The 16,329-nt window shown below is 67.9% G+C and carries 18 protein-coding genes; 10 read left to right on the forward strand and 8 right to left on the reverse strand.

Annotated elements, in window-relative coordinates:
- Window positions 1-113 precede the first annotated feature (113 nt).
- On the forward strand, window positions 114-887 hold the full coding sequence (locus tag ACFV9C_RS28290; RefSeq protein ID WP_380198346.1) for a hypothetical protein: 774 nt from the start codon (window positions 114-116) through the stop codon (window positions 885-887).
- 42 nt (window positions 888-929) lie between these two features.
- Here ACFV9C_RS28290 and trpD read toward each other — a convergent pair whose 3' ends face one another.
- Genes trpD through ACFV9C_RS28305 form a run of 3 tightly spaced genes read right to left on the reverse strand, consistent with a single transcriptional unit; the run spans window position 930 to window position 3,359 of the window.
- Window positions 930-1,970, reverse strand: coding sequence for an anthranilate phosphoribosyltransferase (gene trpD / locus ACFV9C_RS28295; protein ID WP_380198348.1), 1,041 nt, complete (start codon window positions 1,968-1,970; stop codon window positions 930-932).
- 5 nt (window positions 1,971-1,975) lie between these two features.
- Window positions 1,976-2,395: a hypothetical protein gene (locus ACFV9C_RS28300; RefSeq protein WP_380198350.1), complete on the reverse strand. Its 420-nt coding sequence runs from the start codon at window positions 2,393-2,395 to the stop codon at window positions 1,976-1,978.
- Window positions 2,396-2,441: 46 nt separating this feature from the next.
- On the reverse strand, window positions 2,442-3,359 hold the full coding sequence (locus tag ACFV9C_RS28305) for a cytochrome c oxidase assembly protein (protein ID WP_380198352.1): 918 nt from the start codon (window positions 3,357-3,359) through the stop codon (window positions 2,442-2,444).
- A 142-nt stretch (window positions 3,360-3,501) separates the two neighbouring features.
- Here ACFV9C_RS28305 and ACFV9C_RS28310 point away from each other — a divergent pair, with 142 nt between their 5' ends.
- The 4 genes from ACFV9C_RS28310 to ACFV9C_RS28325 are packed head-to-tail and all read left to right on the forward strand — an operon-like array spanning window position 3,502 to window position 7,689.
- Window positions 3,502-4,104 carry a heme-copper oxidase subunit III gene (locus tag ACFV9C_RS28310; RefSeq protein ID WP_380198354.1) on the forward strand — a complete coding sequence of 201 codons (603 nt, stop codon included), beginning with the start codon at window positions 3,502-3,504 and terminating at the stop codon, window positions 4,102-4,104.
- Window positions 4,101-4,967, forward strand: coding sequence for a c-type cytochrome (locus tag ACFV9C_RS28315; protein ID WP_380198356.1), 867 nt, complete (start codon window positions 4,101-4,103; stop codon window positions 4,965-4,967). Before ACFV9C_RS28310 ends, ACFV9C_RS28315 begins: the two co-directional genes overlap by 4 nt.
- Window positions 4,964-6,019: a Rieske 2Fe-2S domain-containing protein gene (locus ACFV9C_RS28320; RefSeq protein ID WP_380198358.1), complete on the forward strand. Its 1,056-nt coding sequence runs from the start codon at window positions 4,964-4,966 to the stop codon at window positions 6,017-6,019. The genes ACFV9C_RS28315 and ACFV9C_RS28320 overlap by 4 nt, the downstream gene beginning before the upstream one ends.
- The gene (locus ACFV9C_RS28325) at window positions 6,016-7,689 is read left to right on the forward strand and encodes a cytochrome bc complex cytochrome b subunit (RefSeq protein WP_380198360.1); all 1,674 of its coding nucleotides are present in this window, start codon (window positions 6,016-6,018) and stop codon (window positions 7,687-7,689) included. Before ACFV9C_RS28320 ends, ACFV9C_RS28325 begins: the two co-directional genes overlap by 4 nt.
- Before the next feature lie 57 nt (window positions 7,690-7,746).
- Here the strand turns inward: ACFV9C_RS28325 and ACFV9C_RS28330 are convergent, their stop codons facing one another.
- Complete coding sequence (locus ACFV9C_RS28330) at window positions 7,747-8,211, reverse strand: MarR family winged helix-turn-helix transcriptional regulator (RefSeq protein WP_380198363.1); 465 nt, start codon at window positions 8,209-8,211, stop codon at window positions 7,747-7,749.
- Window positions 8,212-8,252: 41 nt separating this feature from the next.
- Here ACFV9C_RS28330 and ACFV9C_RS28335 point away from each other — a divergent pair, with 41 nt between their 5' ends.
- On the forward strand, window positions 8,253-9,074 hold the full coding sequence (locus ACFV9C_RS28335; RefSeq protein ID WP_380198365.1) for an alpha/beta fold hydrolase: 822 nt from the start codon (window positions 8,253-8,255) through the stop codon (window positions 9,072-9,074).
- 50 nt (window positions 9,075-9,124) lie between these two features.
- Here ACFV9C_RS28335 and ACFV9C_RS28340 read toward each other — a convergent pair whose 3' ends face one another.
- The 4 genes from ACFV9C_RS28340 to coxB all read right to left on the reverse strand — a co-directional run bounded on the left by ACFV9C_RS28340 (window position 9,125) and on the right by coxB (window position 13,605).
- Window positions 9,125-10,372, reverse strand: a complete 1,248-nt coding sequence (locus tag ACFV9C_RS28340) for an Ig-like domain-containing protein (protein WP_380198367.1) — start codon at window positions 10,370-10,372, stop codon at window positions 9,125-9,127.
- A 196-nt stretch (window positions 10,373-10,568) separates the two neighbouring features.
- A complete protein-coding gene (locus ACFV9C_RS28345) occupies window positions 10,569-10,964 on the reverse strand; it encodes a cytochrome c oxidase subunit 4 (RefSeq protein WP_380198369.1) in 396 nt (131 codons plus the stop codon).
- On the reverse strand, window positions 10,961-12,598 hold the full coding sequence (gene ctaD / locus ACFV9C_RS28350; RefSeq protein ID WP_380198779.1) for a cytochrome c oxidase subunit I: 1,638 nt from the start codon (window positions 12,596-12,598) through the stop codon (window positions 10,961-10,963). Before ctaD ends, ACFV9C_RS28345 begins: the two co-directional genes overlap by 4 nt.
- Window positions 12,599-12,717: 119 nt before the next feature.
- Entirely contained in the window at window positions 12,718-13,605 is an 888-nt protein-coding gene (coxB, locus tag ACFV9C_RS28355) for a cytochrome c oxidase subunit II (protein WP_380198371.1), read from the reverse strand.
- A 94-nt stretch (window positions 13,606-13,699) separates the two neighbouring features.
- On the opposite strand from coxB, the gene ACFV9C_RS28360 reads away from it, so the two are divergent.
- Genes ACFV9C_RS28360 through ACFV9C_RS28375 form a run of 4 tightly spaced genes read left to right on the forward strand, consistent with a single transcriptional unit; the run spans window position 13,700 to window position 16,311 of the window.
- Window positions 13,700-14,815: a cysteine desulfurase family protein gene (locus ACFV9C_RS28360; RefSeq protein ID WP_380198373.1), complete on the forward strand. Its 1,116-nt coding sequence runs from the start codon at window positions 13,700-13,702 to the stop codon at window positions 14,813-14,815.
- Window positions 14,812-15,024 (forward strand): sulfurtransferase TusA family protein, encoded by a 213-nt coding sequence (locus ACFV9C_RS28365; protein ID WP_380198375.1) that lies wholly within the window; start codon window positions 14,812-14,814, stop codon window positions 15,022-15,024. Before ACFV9C_RS28360 ends, ACFV9C_RS28365 begins: the two co-directional genes overlap by 4 nt.
- A 13-nt stretch (window positions 15,025-15,037) precedes the next feature.
- Window positions 15,038-15,592: a GNAT family N-acetyltransferase gene (locus ACFV9C_RS28370; RefSeq protein WP_380198377.1), complete on the forward strand. Its 555-nt coding sequence runs from the start codon at window positions 15,038-15,040 to the stop codon at window positions 15,590-15,592.
- On the forward strand, window positions 15,589-16,311 hold the full coding sequence (locus ACFV9C_RS28375; RefSeq protein WP_380198379.1) for an NAD-dependent deacetylase: 723 nt from the start codon (window positions 15,589-15,591) through the stop codon (window positions 16,309-16,311). Before ACFV9C_RS28370 ends, ACFV9C_RS28375 begins: the two co-directional genes overlap by 4 nt.
- The last annotated feature ends 18 nt before the right edge of the window (window positions 16,312-16,329 follow it).

Consider the following 16,329-nt stretch of genomic DNA (forward strand, 5'->3'; position numbering starts at 1 on the left):
GAGGGCACGCAGCCGGGCAGGGCACACCCGCGGGAGCCCACAGCACGCCTACGGGCGGGCGCAGCGCTCCCACAGGCGGGCACGGTGGTCCCGCGGGTGGGCACGGTGTTTCTGTGGGTGCTGAGGAGCACTCGGGTGTTGATGGTTGGTTGCGTGGTGGGTCGACAGGCGGGAACGGTCGCGCGAGGGCGATCGGGGCCGTCGTGCTGGTGGTTGCTGCGCTCGCGGCTACCGGGCTCAGCGCCGGCTGGATCTGGAACAAGGCCGACGCCCTCACCCCGGTCGCACTCCCTTCCACCGGCAAACCGCTCGAGACCGTCAACCCGTCGGCCAAGCCGACCAAGACGGAAACGCCGTACGGCAAGGTGATCGGGACCGAGATCGTTGCCGCGAACACCGACACGATGCCGATCATGAGCTCCGCCTGGGGCAACTCGGTCGAGCGGACCGGTCTCTGGGGCGCTGGCGCAATCTGGCTGACGGTGCACAACAACTACGACGGCAAGGGCGCGACCTGGGGCAACTACACGGCGTTCGGTCAGCTCCCGCCGGAGGTCCCGTACAAGAACACGCCGGCCGGGCTGAAGGCGGCCGCGATCCAGGTCGGTGTCACCGCGATCACCAACCTGTACGACAAGAACGCGCAGCTCATGAAGGGCACGCAACACAAGGCGATCACGGTCAACGGCCACCCGGGCCACGAGATCGTCGCGAAGGTGGTCGTCAAGGTCCCGAAGCTGGCCGAGACGTACTCGACCGTGATGATCGCGGTGGTCGACCGCGGTGACGGTACGGCGGACGTGTCGGTGGCGGACATCGCCGGCTCCACGCCGGCGTGGCAGAACGTCTGGCGCACCAAGGTCAGCCAGATCAAGATCAACAAGTAAATGCGAAAGGGGGCCGACCCGAGGCCGGCCCCCTTCAAAAGCTCAGCGAACCGAGGCGCAAGCAGCGATCCACCGGTCCAGCACATCCTTCGCGGCGCCGGAGTCGAGCGCCTCCGCGGCCCGGTCCATCCCGATCCGGATCCGCTCGGTCACGGTGCCGGCCACCGGTGTGTACGCCGCCAGCGCCGCACCGGCGTTCAGCAGTACGACGTCCCGCACCGGCCCGGGCTCGCCCTCGACGAGCGCCCGCACGACCTTCGCGTTGTACGTCGCGTCCGCGCCCTTCAACGCGTCCGCGGACACCGGCTCGATGCCGAGCTCCCGCGGATCCAGCGTGACCGGCCCGTCGACCTCGCCGCCGCCGACGCTCCACACCCGCGACGTCGTCCGCGTGGTCAGCTCGTCCAGCCCGTCGTCGCCGTGGAACACCAGCGCGTCGATCCCGCGCCGCGCCAGCACTCCGGCCATCAGCCCGGCGACCCGCCCGTCCGCGACACCGACGGCCTGCGCCGACGGGTCGCCCGGGTTGGCCAGCGGGCCGAGCAGGTTGAACGTCGTCGGTACGCCGAGCTCGCGCCGCGGTACGGCGGCGTTCCGCAGCGCCGGGTGGAACGCGGCCGCGAAGCAGAACGTGATCCCGGCCCGCTCCCCCACCTCGGCCACCTGCGGGCCGGTGAGGTCGAGCGGGATCCCGAGTTCCTCGAGGACGTCGGCGGCGCCGCACGCGGACGAGGCCGCCCGGTTGCCGTGCTTCACGACCTTCGCCCCGGCACCGGCCGCGACGATCGCGGACATCGTGCTGATGTTCACAGTGTGGGCCTGGTCGCCGCCGGTACCGACCACGTCCAGCGTCCGGCCGGGGACGGTGATCGGGGTGGCGAACTCGCGCATCGTCTGCACGAGGCCCTCGACCTCGGTGACTGTCTCGCCCTTGGACCGCAGCGCGATCACGAACCCGGCCAGCTGGGCCGGCGTCGCGGCCCCGGACAGGATCTGCTCCATCGCCCACGCGGTGGCGGCGGCCTCCAGGTCCTCGTGCCGCAGCAGCGGCCCGATCACCTGGGACCAGGTGTAAGCGCCCATGGGGGTCAGGAGGTGCTGGCGGGGAGCGCTGCCACGCGCTGCCGGAGCAGGTCGGCGGTGACCTCGGCGAGCTTGATCGGGTCGATCGGGTGCGACACCGCGCCCTCGGCCCGCGACCAGGTCGCCAGCCACGCGTCCTGCGGGCGGCCGGTCAGCACCAGCACCGGCGGGCACTGGAAGATCTCGTCCTTCAGCTGCCGCGCGATCCCCAGACCACCGGCCGGAACGGCTTCGCCGTCCAGGATGGCCAGGTCGATCTTGCCCTTGTCCATGGTCTTGATCACGGCCGGCTCGGTCGCGCACTCGACGTACTCGAGCTCGGGCAGATCGGCCGTCGGCCGCTTGCCGAGGGCCAGCCGCACGGACTCCCGCGTCGTACGGTCGTCGCTGTAGACCAGGACCCTCAGCGGACGCTCTGAACTCATCGATCCATCCCAAGCTTTGTTCTGAAGAAGACTGGACACCCGAATGCTACCGGGGCACCTGTCCGGCCCTGCGAGCCTGTTCCTCCAAGCGGTCCAGACGCCGGTCCTCGCGGCGCGCCTCGCGCTGCGACTCGCGCACCCACTGGACGAAGAGTACGGCGAAGAAGACCACGCCGACGATGTCGCCCGAGCCCCACAACAGCCCGCCGGCGAGGTACTGGTCGTGCAGCGGCGACGGCGGCCAGGACCGGTCGAAGCTGGTGTACCAGTCCTCCGCGATCAGCTTGTTCGCCGACATGATCGTGATCCCGAGGAACGCGTGGAACGGCAACGTGAGGAACGTCATCAACAGCCGGAACGGGTAGATCACCCGCCCGGGCACCGGGTCCAGCCCGAGCAGCGGCCAGAAGAACAGCGACCCGACCAGGATGAAGTGCAGGTGTAGCAGGTCGTGCAGGGCGGTCGACCGGAGCGTCGCGTCGTACCAGCCGCTGAAGTACAGCGCCCAGGGGCTCAGGACGAACAGCGTGAACCCGATCAGCGGGAAGCAGATCAGCTTCGCGAACCGCGAGTGCAACACGGAGAGCAACCACTTCCGCGGCCGTCGCGGCAGCGTCCGGAGCGCCAGCGTGACCGGTGCTCCGAGCGCCAGCGCGAGCGGCGTCAGCATCGACAGGATCATGTGCTGGACCATGTGCACGCTGATCAGCACCGTGTCGTATGTCCCGAGCGCCGACTGGGTGGCGATCACGGCGCTGCCCAGACCGATCCCCACGAACGCGAACGTCCGGCCGCGGGACCACTTGTCACCACGCTTCCGCAACTTGTGGACGCCGTACAGATAGACCGCCCCGAGCACCACGATCACGCCGAGTAACACCGGTTCGAAGGTCCATGCCGTCAGCAACCGGACCGCCGTGAGCGGCTCGATCTGGTCGCCCGGCGAGGCGTGGAGGGGAAGCACGGTTCCACAGTAGGAACAGCCCGTCGACGACATGCACGGGGGTGGTCGTAGCGCTGAACGCAAGGACCGACATAATGACCGCGTGGCCACTGCAACCGCGCTCCCAGCGTCTCGTGAACACGGTCATGCCGACCGTCCCAGCATGGTCAGTGTCGGCACGATCGTCTGGCTCTCGAGCGAACTGATGTTCTTCGCCGCCCTGTTCGCGGCGTACTTCACCATCCGGTCGGTGACGACCGCTGCCGCCGCTCCGGGAACGGAGACGCTCTGGCAGCTCATGACCGAGCGCCTGGACGTCCCGTTCGCCGCGGTGAACACGACGATCCTGGTGCTGTCCTCGTTCACCTGCCAGTTCGGCGTCTTCGCCGCCGAGCACGGCCGGGTGGGCCGGACCGGCTCGGTGCTGAACCCCCGGACCTGGGGCATGCGTGAGTGGTTCATCCTCACGTACCTGATGGGCGCCGTGTTCGTCGCCGGTCAGGTGACGGAGTACACCGGGCTGGTGCAGGAGGGCCTGACGATCTCGTCCAACGCGTACGGATCGGTCTTCTACCTGGCCACCGGGTTCCACGCCCTGCACGTGACCGGCGGCCTCATCGCTTTCGTGTTCGTCCTGGCCAGGACGTACATGGCTCGTAAGTTCACCCACGAACAGGCCGTCTCGGCGATCGTCGTGTCGTACTACTGGCACTTCGTCGACGTGGTCTGGATCGCCCTGTTCGCGACCATCTACCTGCTCAAATGAGTGAGAAGAGAAATCCCTTGTCACCGGCGCGCTTTCTCTCTGCGCGACGACGGCACCGGTCCGCCGGCCTCGTCGTGCTCCTGTTCGGCCTCCTCGCAGTCGGCTCGGCGTACGCCGCCTTCGCCCCTGACAACGCGGTGGCGGACAACTCGGCCCAGTCGCAGCAGATCGAGGAGGGCAAGAAGCTCTTCGCGGTCGGCTGCTCCAGCTGCCACGGCCTCAACGCCGAGGGCGGTACGAACGGTGGGGGCAAGTTCACCGCGCCGTCGCTGATCGGTGTCGGAGCGGCCGCGGTCGACTTCCAGGTCGGCACCGGCCGGATGCCCGCGCAGCAGCCGGGTGCGCAGATCCCGCGGAAGACGCCGGTCTACTCGCAGGCCGAGATCGAGGCCCTGGCGGCGTACGTCGCCTCGCTGGCCCCCGGCCCGGCGGTGCCGTCCGCGGACTCGTACGACGTGAGCAAGGCCACCGACGAGCAGGTCACCCGGGGCGGCGAGCTGTTCCGCACCAACTGCACCGCGTGCCACAACTTCGCCGGCAGCGGTGGCGCGCTGCCGAACGGCAAGTACGCGCCGTCGCTGATGGGCGTCAGTGAGAAGCACATCTACGAGGCCATGCTGACCGGCCCGCAGCAGATGCCGGTCTTCTCCGACCAGGTCATGCAGCCGCAGGACAAGCAGGACATCATCGCCTACCTGAAGGCGCTGCAGAGCCAGAAGAACCCCGGCGGCTTCGGCCTCGGCCGGCTCGGTCCGGTCTCCGAGGGTCTGTGGGGCTGGGTCGTCGGAATCGGCCTGCTGGTCGCCGTAGCGGTCTGGATCGGCGCCAAGGGCGTCAAGGCCAAGGGAGCGAAGGCCGAATGAGCGACGAGAAGAACCTTCCGGCCAAGGCGGAAGCGGAGCACCACGGCTCCGCCCTCGAGGTGGCGGAGCCGATCCCGGACCCGGGCCTGGAGCCGCACGAGCCGCGGATCACCGACATCGACCCGAAGGCCGCCGACCGCGTCGAGCGCCAGGTGTCGGCGATGTTCGGTGTGGCGACGCTGCTGGTGCTGGGCGCCTGCGTGGCGTACTTCGCGATCCCGCGGCACTCGATCCTGGTGTTCGGCCCGCTGTCCGGCAACGCGAACAACATGGTCATCGGCCTGTGCATCGGGCTCGCGCTGTTCCTGATCGGGGCGGGCGCCATCCAGTGGGCCAAGAAGCTGATGGTCGACGAGGAGATCGCCGAGGACCGGCACGCGGCGCACTCGTCGCCGGAGCAGATCGCCGAGATCACCGAGGCGTTCCAGCAGGGCGCCGCGGAGTCCGGCTTCGGCCGCCGCAAGATGATCCGGAACTCGCTGATCGGCGCCCTCGGCGTCCTCGGGCTGCCGGCCATCGTGCTGCTCCGCGACCTCGGCCCGCTGCCCGGCCGGGCGCTGTACAACACGATCTGGGCGAAGGGCATCCGGGTCGTCAACGACATCACGAACCGCCCGATCAAGCCGTCCGACCTGGTCGTCGGCCAGCTGGTCAACGGCGCGCCGGCGAACCTGGCCCCGATGCAGGAGGAGGACCCGGTCGGTTACCAGAACGCCCGGGCCAAGGCCGCGGTGATCATGGTCCGGATCAAGCCCAGCGAGATCCGCACCAAGCCCGGCCGGGAGAACTGGGGCATCGACGGGATCCTCTGCTACTCGAAGATCTGCACCCACGTCGGCTGCCCGATCTCGCTGTACGAGCAGACCACGCACCACGTGCTCTGCCCCTGCCACCAGTCGACCTTCGACCTGTCCGACGGGGCAAAGGTCGTCTTCGGCCCTGCGGCCCGGCCACTGCCTCAGCTACCGTTGGCACTGGACAGTGAGGGCTACCTGGTTGCGCAGAGCGGCTTCACCGAGCCGGTCGGCCCGAGCTTCTTCGAACGAGGGTGACAACAGTGTCAACAAACACAGAGTTCCCCGGACCGGTCAAGTGGTTCGACGATCGCCTCGGCATCGCGAAGATCGGGAAGAAGAACCTACGGAAGATCTTCCCGGACCACTGGTCCTTCATGCTGGGTGAGATCGCGCTCTACAGCTTCATCATCCTGATCCTCACCGGCACGTTCCTGACCTTCTGGTTCAAGCCCTCGATGGCCGAAGTCACGTACAACGGCTCGTACAGCCTGCTCAAGGGCGTGCACATGTCGGAGGCGATGGCCTCCACGCTGAACCTGAGCTTCGACATCCGCGGCGGCCTGCTGATCCGGCAGATCCACCACTGGGCGGCCGTGCTGTTCATCGCCGCGATGATGGTGCACCTGCTCCGGATGTTCTTCACCGGCGCGTTCCGCAAGCCGCGTGAGCTGAACTGGCTGATCGGGTTCGGGATGCTGTTCCTCGGCATCATCGAGGGCTTCATCGGGTACGGCCTCCCCGACGACCTGCTGTCCGGTACCGGTCTGCGGATCACCAACGGCATGATCCAGGCGTCGCCGGTGGTCGGCACGTACATGAACTTCTTCATCTTCGGCGGCGAGTTCCCCGGCGGCGACTTCGTCTCCCGGTTCTTCATCGCGCACGTGCTGCTGATCCCAGGCATCATCCTCGGCCTGGTCACGGCGCACCTCTTCCTGGTCGTGTACCACAAACACACGCAGTACGCCGGTCCCGGCCGGACGCAGAAGAACGTGGTCGGCTACCCGCTGTTCCCGGTGTACACGGCCAAGGCCGGCGGCTTCTTCTTCGTGGTCTTCGGCATCACCGCGCTGATGGGCGCGCTCATGCAGATCAACCCGGTCTGGCTGTACGGGCCGTACGACCCGGCCGCAGTCACCGCGGGATCCCAGCCCGACTGGTACATGGGCTGGCTGGAAGGCTCAGTACGTATCTTCCCCGGCTTCGAGTCGCACTTCTGGGGCATCACACTCAGCTGGAACCTGATCATCCCGGCGCTGATCGTGCCACCGGCGTTCGTCACGCTGGTCGCGCTCTACCCGTTCATCGAGGGGTGGATCACCGGGGACAAACGTGAGCACCACCTGCTGGACCGGCCGCGGGACGTGCCGACCCGGACCGGTATCGGCGTCGCGTTCATCACGTTCTACGCGCTGCTGTGGGTCGGTGGCGGTAACGACGTACTCGCCACCCACTTCCACATCTCGCTGAACAGCGTGACCTGGTTCCTGCGGTTCGCCGTGATCCTCGGCCCGATCCTGGCCTTCTGGATCACCCGCCGCTGGGCGATCTCGCTGCAGCGGGCCGACGGGGAGCGGCTGCTGCACGGTCTGGAGACCGGCGTCATCGTGCGCGACGCGGAGGGCAGGTACACCGAGAAGCACCAGCCGATCTCGACGTACGAGGCCTACTCGCTGACCGCGCGGGACCGTCTCGTGCCGCACGAGATCGGCCCGGAGACCGACGACAACGGCGTCCGCGCCCCGCGCCGGGCCCTGAACAAGGCTCGCGCCGCCCTGTCGCGGTGGTACTTCGCCGACGCGGTCCAGAAGCCGACCGCTAAGGAGATCGAGGAGGCGCACGAGCACGCTCACGACGCCGACGAGATCCACGAACTGACGGAGGACACGGAGACCTACCGCGAGGTCACCAGCGATCACTCCTGACGCTCACGCACCAGACGAAACGGCCCCGGGCACTCGCCCGGGGCCGTTTCGTTTGGGTCAGCCGATCGCCTCGGCCATAGCTGTCAGCCAGCGGCTTATGGATATCTGCTCGCCTGGGGTCAGTTGGGTGGTGCCGGCGGTCATCCGGTTGAGCAGGGGGCCGAAGAAATGCCAACCGAGTTCTACGGCGCTGTCGGAGACCTGTAGGTGGGTGCTCCGGCCATCTGAGCGGCTTCTGAGGCGTTCTACGTGTCCGGCGGTCTCCAGGCGGTGGATGACTGCTGTTGTCGCCTGAGAGGTCATTCCCAGCTGCTGGGCGAGCCAGCTGGGCGTTGCGTCCACTCCGGCGCGTTCGGCGTCCAGGAGGCGGACCAGCGCGCGTACGTCGGTCCCGTGCAGTCCCGTCGTACGGGCGAACTCCCCGATCGCCAGCTCCAGCTTGAGCGCGACCTCGCGCAGCCGGTGCACCAACTCCAGCGCCGCGGCCCGCTCAGGGTCCGTCGGCATCACTCCTTCACGCATACCCAGCAATGTACCTCACTCAGTGAGCTATTCTCGGCAGCATGAGCTTCCAGGACGCGTACGACGCATTGCTCGCCCGCTGGGGCGTACCGGTCGAGCAGCTCGAGCTGACCGACGAGTTCGGTACGACGCACGTCAACGCGTGCGGTCCCGCGGACGGCCCGCCCGTCGTACTGCTGCCGGGCCACGGCGCGACCTCGCCGGTGTGGTTCACCGTGGCGCCGGAGCTCGCGAAGGACCACCGGGTGTACGCCGTCGACCTGATCGTCGACGCCGGCCGCAGCGCCAACACCGGCCGGAGACCGCGGACGCCCGAGGACCTGCACAGCTGGCTGACGAACGTGCTCGACGGCCTCGGGATCGAGCGAACGGCGCTGTGCGGCCACTCGTACGGCTCCTGGATCGCGCTCACGTACGCGATCGCCCAGCCGTACCGGGTCGACCGGCTCGCACTGATCGACCCCACCGACTGCTACCTCGGACTGCGGATCCCCTACGTCCTCCGGGCGCTACCGGCCCTCCTGCGGCCCTCACTGGCCCGCAGCGCCGCGTTCCTCCGCTGGGAGACCCAGGGGCTCCCGCTGGATCCTCAAGTCCTGGAACTGGCCGGTCTCGCCGCCGAACAGCCGTCAACACCGTTCGTCCGCACCAAGCGCCCCACCGACGACCAACTGGGCACGGTCGCTCCCCTGGTCTTCGTCGCCACCCGCAGCAGGAGCCACGACGCCACCCGACTGACCCGCCGCATCACCACGCTCAGCCCCGGCGCAATCGTCATACCCCTCGAGACAGCAACGCACCACTCGCTCCCGTCCCTGCACGCGAACGAGGTCGCACCCGAGCTGCAGAAGTACTTCAACTGAAAAGCCCCCTTCCTGCCGGCCGGCAGGAAGGGGGCTTGTTCGTCAGAGGGTCAGGACAGGGCCGAGCCGGCCTTGTAGGCGGCCCAGGTGGTGTTCCAGTCGGTCCAGCCGTTGCCGGGCTCCATGGTGCGGCTGGTGCCGGTGACGGTGACGGGGTCGCCGGTCAGGGTCTGGTCGAAGAACCACTTGGCATCCGCGAGGCTCATGCCGACGCAGCCGTGGCTGACGTTGGCACTGCCCTGGCTGCCGGCCGACCACGGTGCGCCGTGGATGAACTCGCCGGAGCTGGTGACGCGCTGCGCCCACTTCACGTCCGGGATGTTGTAGTAGTTCGGGTCGCCGGGCTTGATGCCGACGGTCGCCGCGTCCATCCGCTTGGTGGTGAACTTCTCCATGATCACCTTCACGCCGCTGCGGGTGGTGAACCCGTCCTTGCCGGCGGTGATCGGGATGGTCCGGGCCAGCTTGCCGTTGATCGTGACGGTCATCACATGCCTCTTCACGTCGACATGGCTGACCACCGACTTGCCGATCGTGAACTTGATCGTCCGGCTGCTCGTGCCCCAGGTGTTGTTCCCGGCGTTCACGCCCTGGGTGTCGACGTTCACCGTCACCTTCGTGCCGGCCGGCCAGTAGTTCTTCGGCCGGTAGTTGACCTGCGTGCTGCTCACCCAGTGCCAGCTGCCGTCGAGCGGGACCGAGGTCTTGACCGAGAGCCGCTTCTCGACCGCGGCACGGTCCTTGACCGGGTTGTTCCAGTAGATCTGGACCGGGAACGCGACACCGACGGTCGAGGTGTTCAGCGGCGAGATCGAGGCCTTCAGGCTCTTGGACGCCTTCAGCGTCTTGAAGGTCGAGCTGACCGGCACGCTGCCGCCGTCCGTGCCCTCGGCCGAGCCGCTGACCGTGTACGACGTACCCGGCTTGAGCAGGTCCGTCGACGTCCACTGGGTCTTGTCGGCGTTGAAGCTGCCGGCGATCGTGTTGTCGTCGCCGTCCTTCACCGTGACGGCGGTGAGCTTGCCGCCCGTGCTGGTGACCGTCACCGGCTTGTCAGGCTGCACCGAGGTGGCGCCCTTGGCGGGCACGACAGCGATGCTGGCGGCCGCGTTGGTCTCCGACGGAGTGGTCGAGGCACCGGGCGTGCTCGACGCGCCCGGCGTACTGCTCTGCGACGTGGAGGCGCCGGGCGTCGACTGCCCGCCGGTACCGCTGCCGTCGGCCTTCGTGTCGCTGCACGCCGTACCGGCCAGCAGCAGGACACAGATTCCCGCCACGGCAAGGCCGTGCTTCCTCACCGAACCGCTCACCATTCCCCAGCTCTCCCCTGTTTAGTCAGACCGCGGTAAGGGTAACTTGCCACGGCGACATTTCCCTGCATCGCGCGCAACCGTACCGGTACGGACCACAACCCTCCGTACCCACAACGCTCTTAAGACGCACGAAAACGCCGTCCGGTTCGTTCCCGGACGGCGTTTTTCGTACGACTCTCAACTAGTGAGCGTGGTCACCGCGGTAGTACTCGAAGATGAAGCCGCTCAGCGTGACGATGCCGATGCCGACACCGGCGATGAACAGCCACCAGCCGAACACGATGCCGAGCACGACCACCGAGAGCGTCATCGCGCACCACAGCGGCCACCAGGAGTACGGCGGGAAGAAGCCGAGCTCGCCGGCTCCGTCGACGACCTCCGCCTCCTTGCGGTCCTCCGGGCGGGCGTCCATCCGGCGCGCGGTGACGCTCAGGTAGAACGCCACCAGCAGCGACAGGAAGAACGTCATCACCAGCGCGGTGGTCCCGGTGGGGTCCTCCGACATCAGCCAGTAGATCGGCGTGACGATGACCAGGAACACACTCAGGATCCCGAAGACCCAGGCTTCGACCTTCACGCCTCGTCCTTCCCCTCGGTCTCGGGCTGCTCGGCCTCCACGACCGGCTGCCGGTCATCGGCGGCGAGCAGGTTGTCCGACCCGGCCGTGCTCACCGGGCGGTCGGCCACGGCCAGCTCGGGGTGGTGCAGGTCGAACGCGGGCGACTCCGAACGGATCCGCGGCAGCTTCTCGAAGTTGTGCCGCGGCGGCGGCGAACTGGTCGCCCACTCCAGCGAACGGCCCCAGCCCCACGGGTCGTCGACGCCGACCTTCGGCGACTTGCGCGACTTGTAGACGTTGTAGAAGAACGGCAGCATCGACGCGCCCAGGATGAAGGCACCGACGCTGGACACCTCGTTCAGCGTGGTGAAGCCCTCGTTCGGGCTGTAGTCGGCGTACCGCCGCGGCATGCCCTCGACGCCCAGCCAGTGCTGGACCAGGAACGTCGTGTGGAAGCCGATGAACAGCAGCCAGAAGTGCAGCTTGCCGAGCTTCTCGTCCAGCATCCGGCCGGTGAACTTCGGCCACCAGTAGTAGAACCCGGCGAACATCGCGAACACCACGGTGCCGAAGACGACGTAGTGGAAGTGCGCGACCACGAAGTACGAGTCGGACAGCTGGTAGTCCAGCGCCGGCGAGGCCAGGATGACGCCGGTCAGGCCGCCGAACAGGAAGGTCGTCAGGAAGCCGACCGACCAGAGCATCGGCGTGTCGAACGAGATCGATCCGCCCCACATCGTGCCGATCCAGTTGAAGAACTTCACCCCGGTCGGTACGGCGATCAGGAACGTCATGAACGAGAAGAACGGCAGGTTCACCGCGCCGGTGACGAACATGTGGTGCGCCCACACGGCGATCGACAGCACGCCGATGCCGAGCGTCGCGCTCACCAGTCCGATGTAGCCGAAGACCGGCTTGCGGCTGAAGACCGGCAGGATCTCGGTGACGATGCCGAAGAACGGCAGCGCGATGATGTACACCTCGGGATGCCCGAAGAACCAGAACAGGTGTTGCCAGAGTATGGGCCCGCCGTTGGCCGCGTCGAAGACATGGGCCCCGAGTGTTCGGTCCGCCTCCAGCACCAGCAGCGCCGCGGCCAGGATCGGGAACGCGATCAGCACCAGCAGCGAGGTGACCAGGATGTTCCAGGTGAAGATCGGCATCCGGAACATCGTCATACCGGGTGCCCGCATGGTGATGATCGTGGTGACGAAGTTGACCGCACCGAGGATCGTGCCCAGGCCGGCCATCCACAGGCCCATGATCCACAGGTCGCCGCCGACACCCGGCGAGCGGACCGCGTTGGACAGCGGCGCGTAGGCGAACCAGCCGAAGTCGGCCGCGCCGCCCGGGGTGAAGAAGCCGCTGATCGTGATCAGGCCGCCGAACAGGAACAGCCAGTAGCTGAACATGTTCAGCCGCGGGAACGCGACGTCCGGGGCACCGATCTGGATCGGCATGATCTCGTTCGCGAAACCGACGAACAGCGGGGTCGCGAACAGCAGCAGCATGATCGTGCCGTGCATCGTGAAGAGCTGGTTGTAGACCTCTTCGTTCACGATCTGCAGGCCGGGCTTGGCCAGCTCGGCGCGGATCAGCAGCGCCATCACGCCGCCGATCAGGAAGAACGCGAACGACGTGACCAGGTACATGTGCCCGATCAGCTTGTGGTCGGTCGTGGTCAGCAGCTTGACCAGCAACTGGCCCTTGGTACGCCGCCGGGGCAGCGCGGTGGTGCTACCGATAGCGCCGGTGCGCTCGGCGAACTCGGTCACTTCTCGCCCTCCCCTGTACCGGGAATGGTGGTGGCGTCGGCGCCACCGGTGGCAGCTCCGGTCTGGCCCTTGGCGGCCAGGTCCTTCAGGTGCTGGTCGTACTCCGCGCGGGTGACCACCTTGACGCTGAACACCATGCGGCTGTGGTAGAGCCCGCAGAGCTCGGCGCACTTACCGGCGAAGGTGCCGGTCTTGGTCGGGGTCAGCTCGAACTTGTTGGTCCGGCCCGGGATCACGTCGAGCTTGAAGTAGAACGACGGCACCCAGAAGGAGTGGATGACGTCCGGCGAGGTCAGGTCGAAGTGGACCGACTCGTTCACCGGCAGCCACAGCGTCGCGGGCTTGTCGAGCGTGCCGGTCTCCCAGACGCCCTGCTGCCCGTCGACGGTGTCCTTGTAGTTGAAGGTCCACTGCCACTGCTGGCCCACCACGTTCACGGTGTGCTGCGGGTTGGCGTCCATCTTCGTCACCGTGTTGCCGTGCTCGACGGTGTAGAAGAAGAGCACGCCGATGATCGCGAACGGCGCCAGGGTGTAGAGGACCTCGAGCGGCAGGTTGTACCGCACCTGCCGGGGCGCGTCCTCGTTGCGCTTGCGGTACCGCACGGACGAGTACAGGATCAGCGCCCAGACCAGGACGCCGGTAATCAGGGCGGCGGTCCACGCGCCGATCCACAGACTCCTGATCGCCTCGGTGCGGTCCGAGGCGCCCTCGGGCAGACCGAGTCGCTTCCACTGCTCAGTGGTCGCCGACGAACAACCGGTCAGCAGCGTGGTGCCGAGCACCACTGCCGCACCGACCAGCAGGCGTCGCTTCGCCGGACGTGTGGCGCCGGCAGAACCTGCCGGTCGCTCCTCCACTCCGGGCGTGCCGTTCGAACCCACGGGGCGCCTTTCCCTTCCCAAGTGAGACTGACGACCAAACACTACTGGACCCCTTCCCCGATCCTGCGGAGAGGTAGGGCTTAGCGTTTCCCGCGTGAGCGAACGTGCGTATCTGGACGCCGCGTCGGCCGAGCCGATGCACCCGGCGGCACGGGAAATGTTGCTGTCGGCAGTGGATTCCGGATGGGCCGATCCGGTGCGGCTGCACCACGAGGGGCGGACCGCGCGGCTCCTGCTGGACAACGCCCGCGCGGTGCTCGCGGACGCGGTCGGCGTGCGGCCGGACGAGCTGTACCTAACCACCTCCGGTACGGCGGCGATCCGGGACGGGCTGACCGCGGTACGGGCGGCCAGGCGACGGGCCGGTACGTCGGTGGTGCACAGCGCCGTCGAGCATTCCGCCGTACTGCACACGGCCGGTGGGGACGCCGTCGAGGTCGGGGTGGACCGGCTGGGGCGGGTGGACCTGGACGCGTTCGCGGAAGCGGTACGGCGGCCCGGTGTGGTCGTGGCCGCGCTGCAGTCGGCGAACCACGAGGTCGGGACACGTCAACCCGTCGACGCGGCGGCCGCGGCGTGCGGCGACGTACCGCTGTTTGTTGACGCGTCCGCTTCGATCGGGCACGACGTCGTACCGGGCGGGTGGTCGATGCTGGCGGCAAGCGCGCAGAAGTGGGGTGGGCCGGCCGGCGTCGGGCTGCTGGCGGTACGGAAGGGCACGCGGATCGCGCCGGCCTGGCCTATGGACGAGCGGGAGGACGGCCTCTCCCCCGGTTTCCCGAACGTACCGAACGCGCTGGCTGCGGCCGCGGCGTTGCAGGCGAGGCTGGCCGAGGCCAAGGAGCTCAACGAGCAGCACAGGGCCTGGGTGGACGAAGTACGGGAGCGCGTGGCGGCCGACGTACCGGATGTGGAGGTCGTAGGTGACCCGGAGGACCGGTTACCTCACGTACTCACGTTCTCGTGTCTCTACGTCGACGGTGAGGCGCTGGTGACCGCCCTGGACGCGGAAGGCTTCGCTGTCTCCAGCGGATCCGCCTGTACGTCGAGCACGCTCCAGCCGTCGCATGTACTCGCGGCCATGGGCGTACTGACCCACGGCAACGTCAGGCTCTCGCTGGCGCGCGACACGACGCATGACGACGTACTGCGGTTCTGTGCGGTGCTGCCGGGGATCGTGCAGCGCATCCGGGCGGAGGTGGGGATGTGAACGTGGACCTGGACTGCAACGGCCTGCTCTGCCCACTCCCCGTGATCAAGCTGGCGAAGACACTGCCCACCGTTGCCGTCGGCGACACCGTCACCGTGCTGGCCGACGACCCGGCCGCGGCCACGGACATCCCTGCCTGGTGCAGGATGCGCTCACAGGAGCTGGTGTCGTCGGCCGAAAACCAGTACGTCGTACGGCGGGTCAACTGACACACTGCGCGGCGTGACCGACTTCGCGTACAAGCCGACGCTGACCGGCGGCCTGGTGGTCCTGCGACCGATGGACGAAGGCGACTACGACGCGCTGTCCGCCGCCATGGACGACCCGGACGTGACCCGCTTCACCGGCAGCCACGGCGAGATCACCGAGGAGCGGGCACGCGAGTGGATGCGGACCCGCAAGGACCAGACCGACCGGTTGGACCTCACGATCGTCGACAAGGCGTCAGGTGTGGCCGTCGGCGAGGCCGTACTGAACCAGTGGGACCCGGACAACGAGTCCTGCAGCTTCCGCATCCTGATCGGCCCGGCCGGCCAGAACCGTGGTCTTGGCAGCGAGGCGACCCGGCTGATCGTCGGCTACGGCATCGAGGAGCTGGGCCTGCACCGGATCAGCCTGGGCGTCTACGCGTTCAACCCGCGCGCCCAGCGTGCCTACGAGAAGGCCGGCTTCAAGAGAGAAGGCGTACTGCGCGACGCGCTGCGCTGGGACGGCGAATGGGTGGACGAGATCGTGATGTCGGTCCTGGCCACCGAATGGATACCGTCGGGGGTGTGATCAAAGCCGACCGCATCGCCGTGCTGACCGGAGCTGGGATCTCCACGGCCTCCGGTATCCCCGACTTCCGCGGGCCCGAGGGCGTGTGGACGAAGAACCCCGCTGCCGAGGCGATGTTCGACATCGAGGAGTACGTCGACAGCCGGGAGGTACGGGTGGCGACCTGGAGGCACAGGCTCGCCGTACCGGCCTGGGAGGTCCAGCCGAACCCTGGCCACCTGGCCCTGGTCGAGCTGGAACGCCAGGGCCGGCTGACCGGGCTGATCACCCAGAACGTCGACGGGCTGCACCAGAAGGCCGGGTCGTCGCCAGAGCTGGTCCATGAGCTTCACGGGACGGTCTGGTACGTCGACTGCCTCCAGTGCGAGCACCGGCTCCCGATGGCCGACGTACTCCCCCGGCTCGAGGCCGGCGAGGAAGACCCGGCCTGTGAGGTGTGCGGCGGCATCCTGAAGTCCGCGACGGTCTCCTTCGGCCAGTCGCTCGACAGGGCTGTGCTGGATCGAGCTGTTGCCGCTACCGAGGCAGCCGACCTCTTCCTGGCGGTTGGTACGTCCCTGCAGGTCTACCCGGCCGCGGGCCTATGTGACCTCGCTTTGAACTCCGGCAAGCCCCTGGTCATCCTCAACGCGCAGCCGACGCCGTATGACGAGCACGCGACGACCGTGCTGCATACGCCGATCGAGACGACGCTCCCGGACCTCGTGACCTTACCGTGATGTTCGAGGCCTCCTCAC

It is taken from the genome of Kribbella sp. NPDC059898 (assembly GCF_042730855.1).
In the GTDB taxonomy this organism is placed as follows: Bacteria; Actinomycetota; Actinomycetes; order Propionibacteriales; family Kribbellaceae; genus Kribbella.

Bases quoted from the DNA above. Each gene is read 5' to 3' on its own strand.
- ACFV9C_RS28300 (WP_380198350.1), bottom strand. From the start codon at position 2,395: ATGAGTTCAGAGCGTCCGCTGAGGGTCCTGGTCTACAGCGACGACCGT.
- ACFV9C_RS28310 (WP_380198354.1), top strand. From the start codon at position 3,502: ATGGTCAGTGTCGGCACGATCGTCTGGCTCTCGAGCGAACTGATGTTC.
- ACFV9C_RS28320 (WP_380198358.1), top strand. From the start codon at position 4,964: ATGAGCGACGAGAAGAACCTTCCGGCCAAGGCGGAAGCGGAGCACCAC.
- ACFV9C_RS28335 (WP_380198365.1), top strand. From the start codon at position 8,253: ATGAGCTTCCAGGACGCGTACGACGCATTGCTCGCCCGCTGGGGCGTA.
- trpD (WP_380198348.1), bottom strand. From the start codon at position 1,970: ATGGGCGCTTACACCTGGTCCCAGGTGATCGGGCCGCTGCTGCGGCAC.
- ACFV9C_RS28315 (WP_380198356.1), top strand. From the start codon at position 4,101: ATGAGTGAGAAGAGAAATCCCTTGTCACCGGCGCGCTTTCTCTCTGCG.
- ctaD (WP_380198779.1), bottom strand. From the start codon at position 12,598: ATGTACCTGGTCACGTCGTTCGCGTTCTTCCTGATCGGCGGCGTGATG.
- ACFV9C_RS28330 (WP_380198363.1), bottom strand. From the start codon at position 8,211: ATGCGTGAAGGAGTGATGCCGACGGACCCTGAGCGGGCCGCGGCGCTG.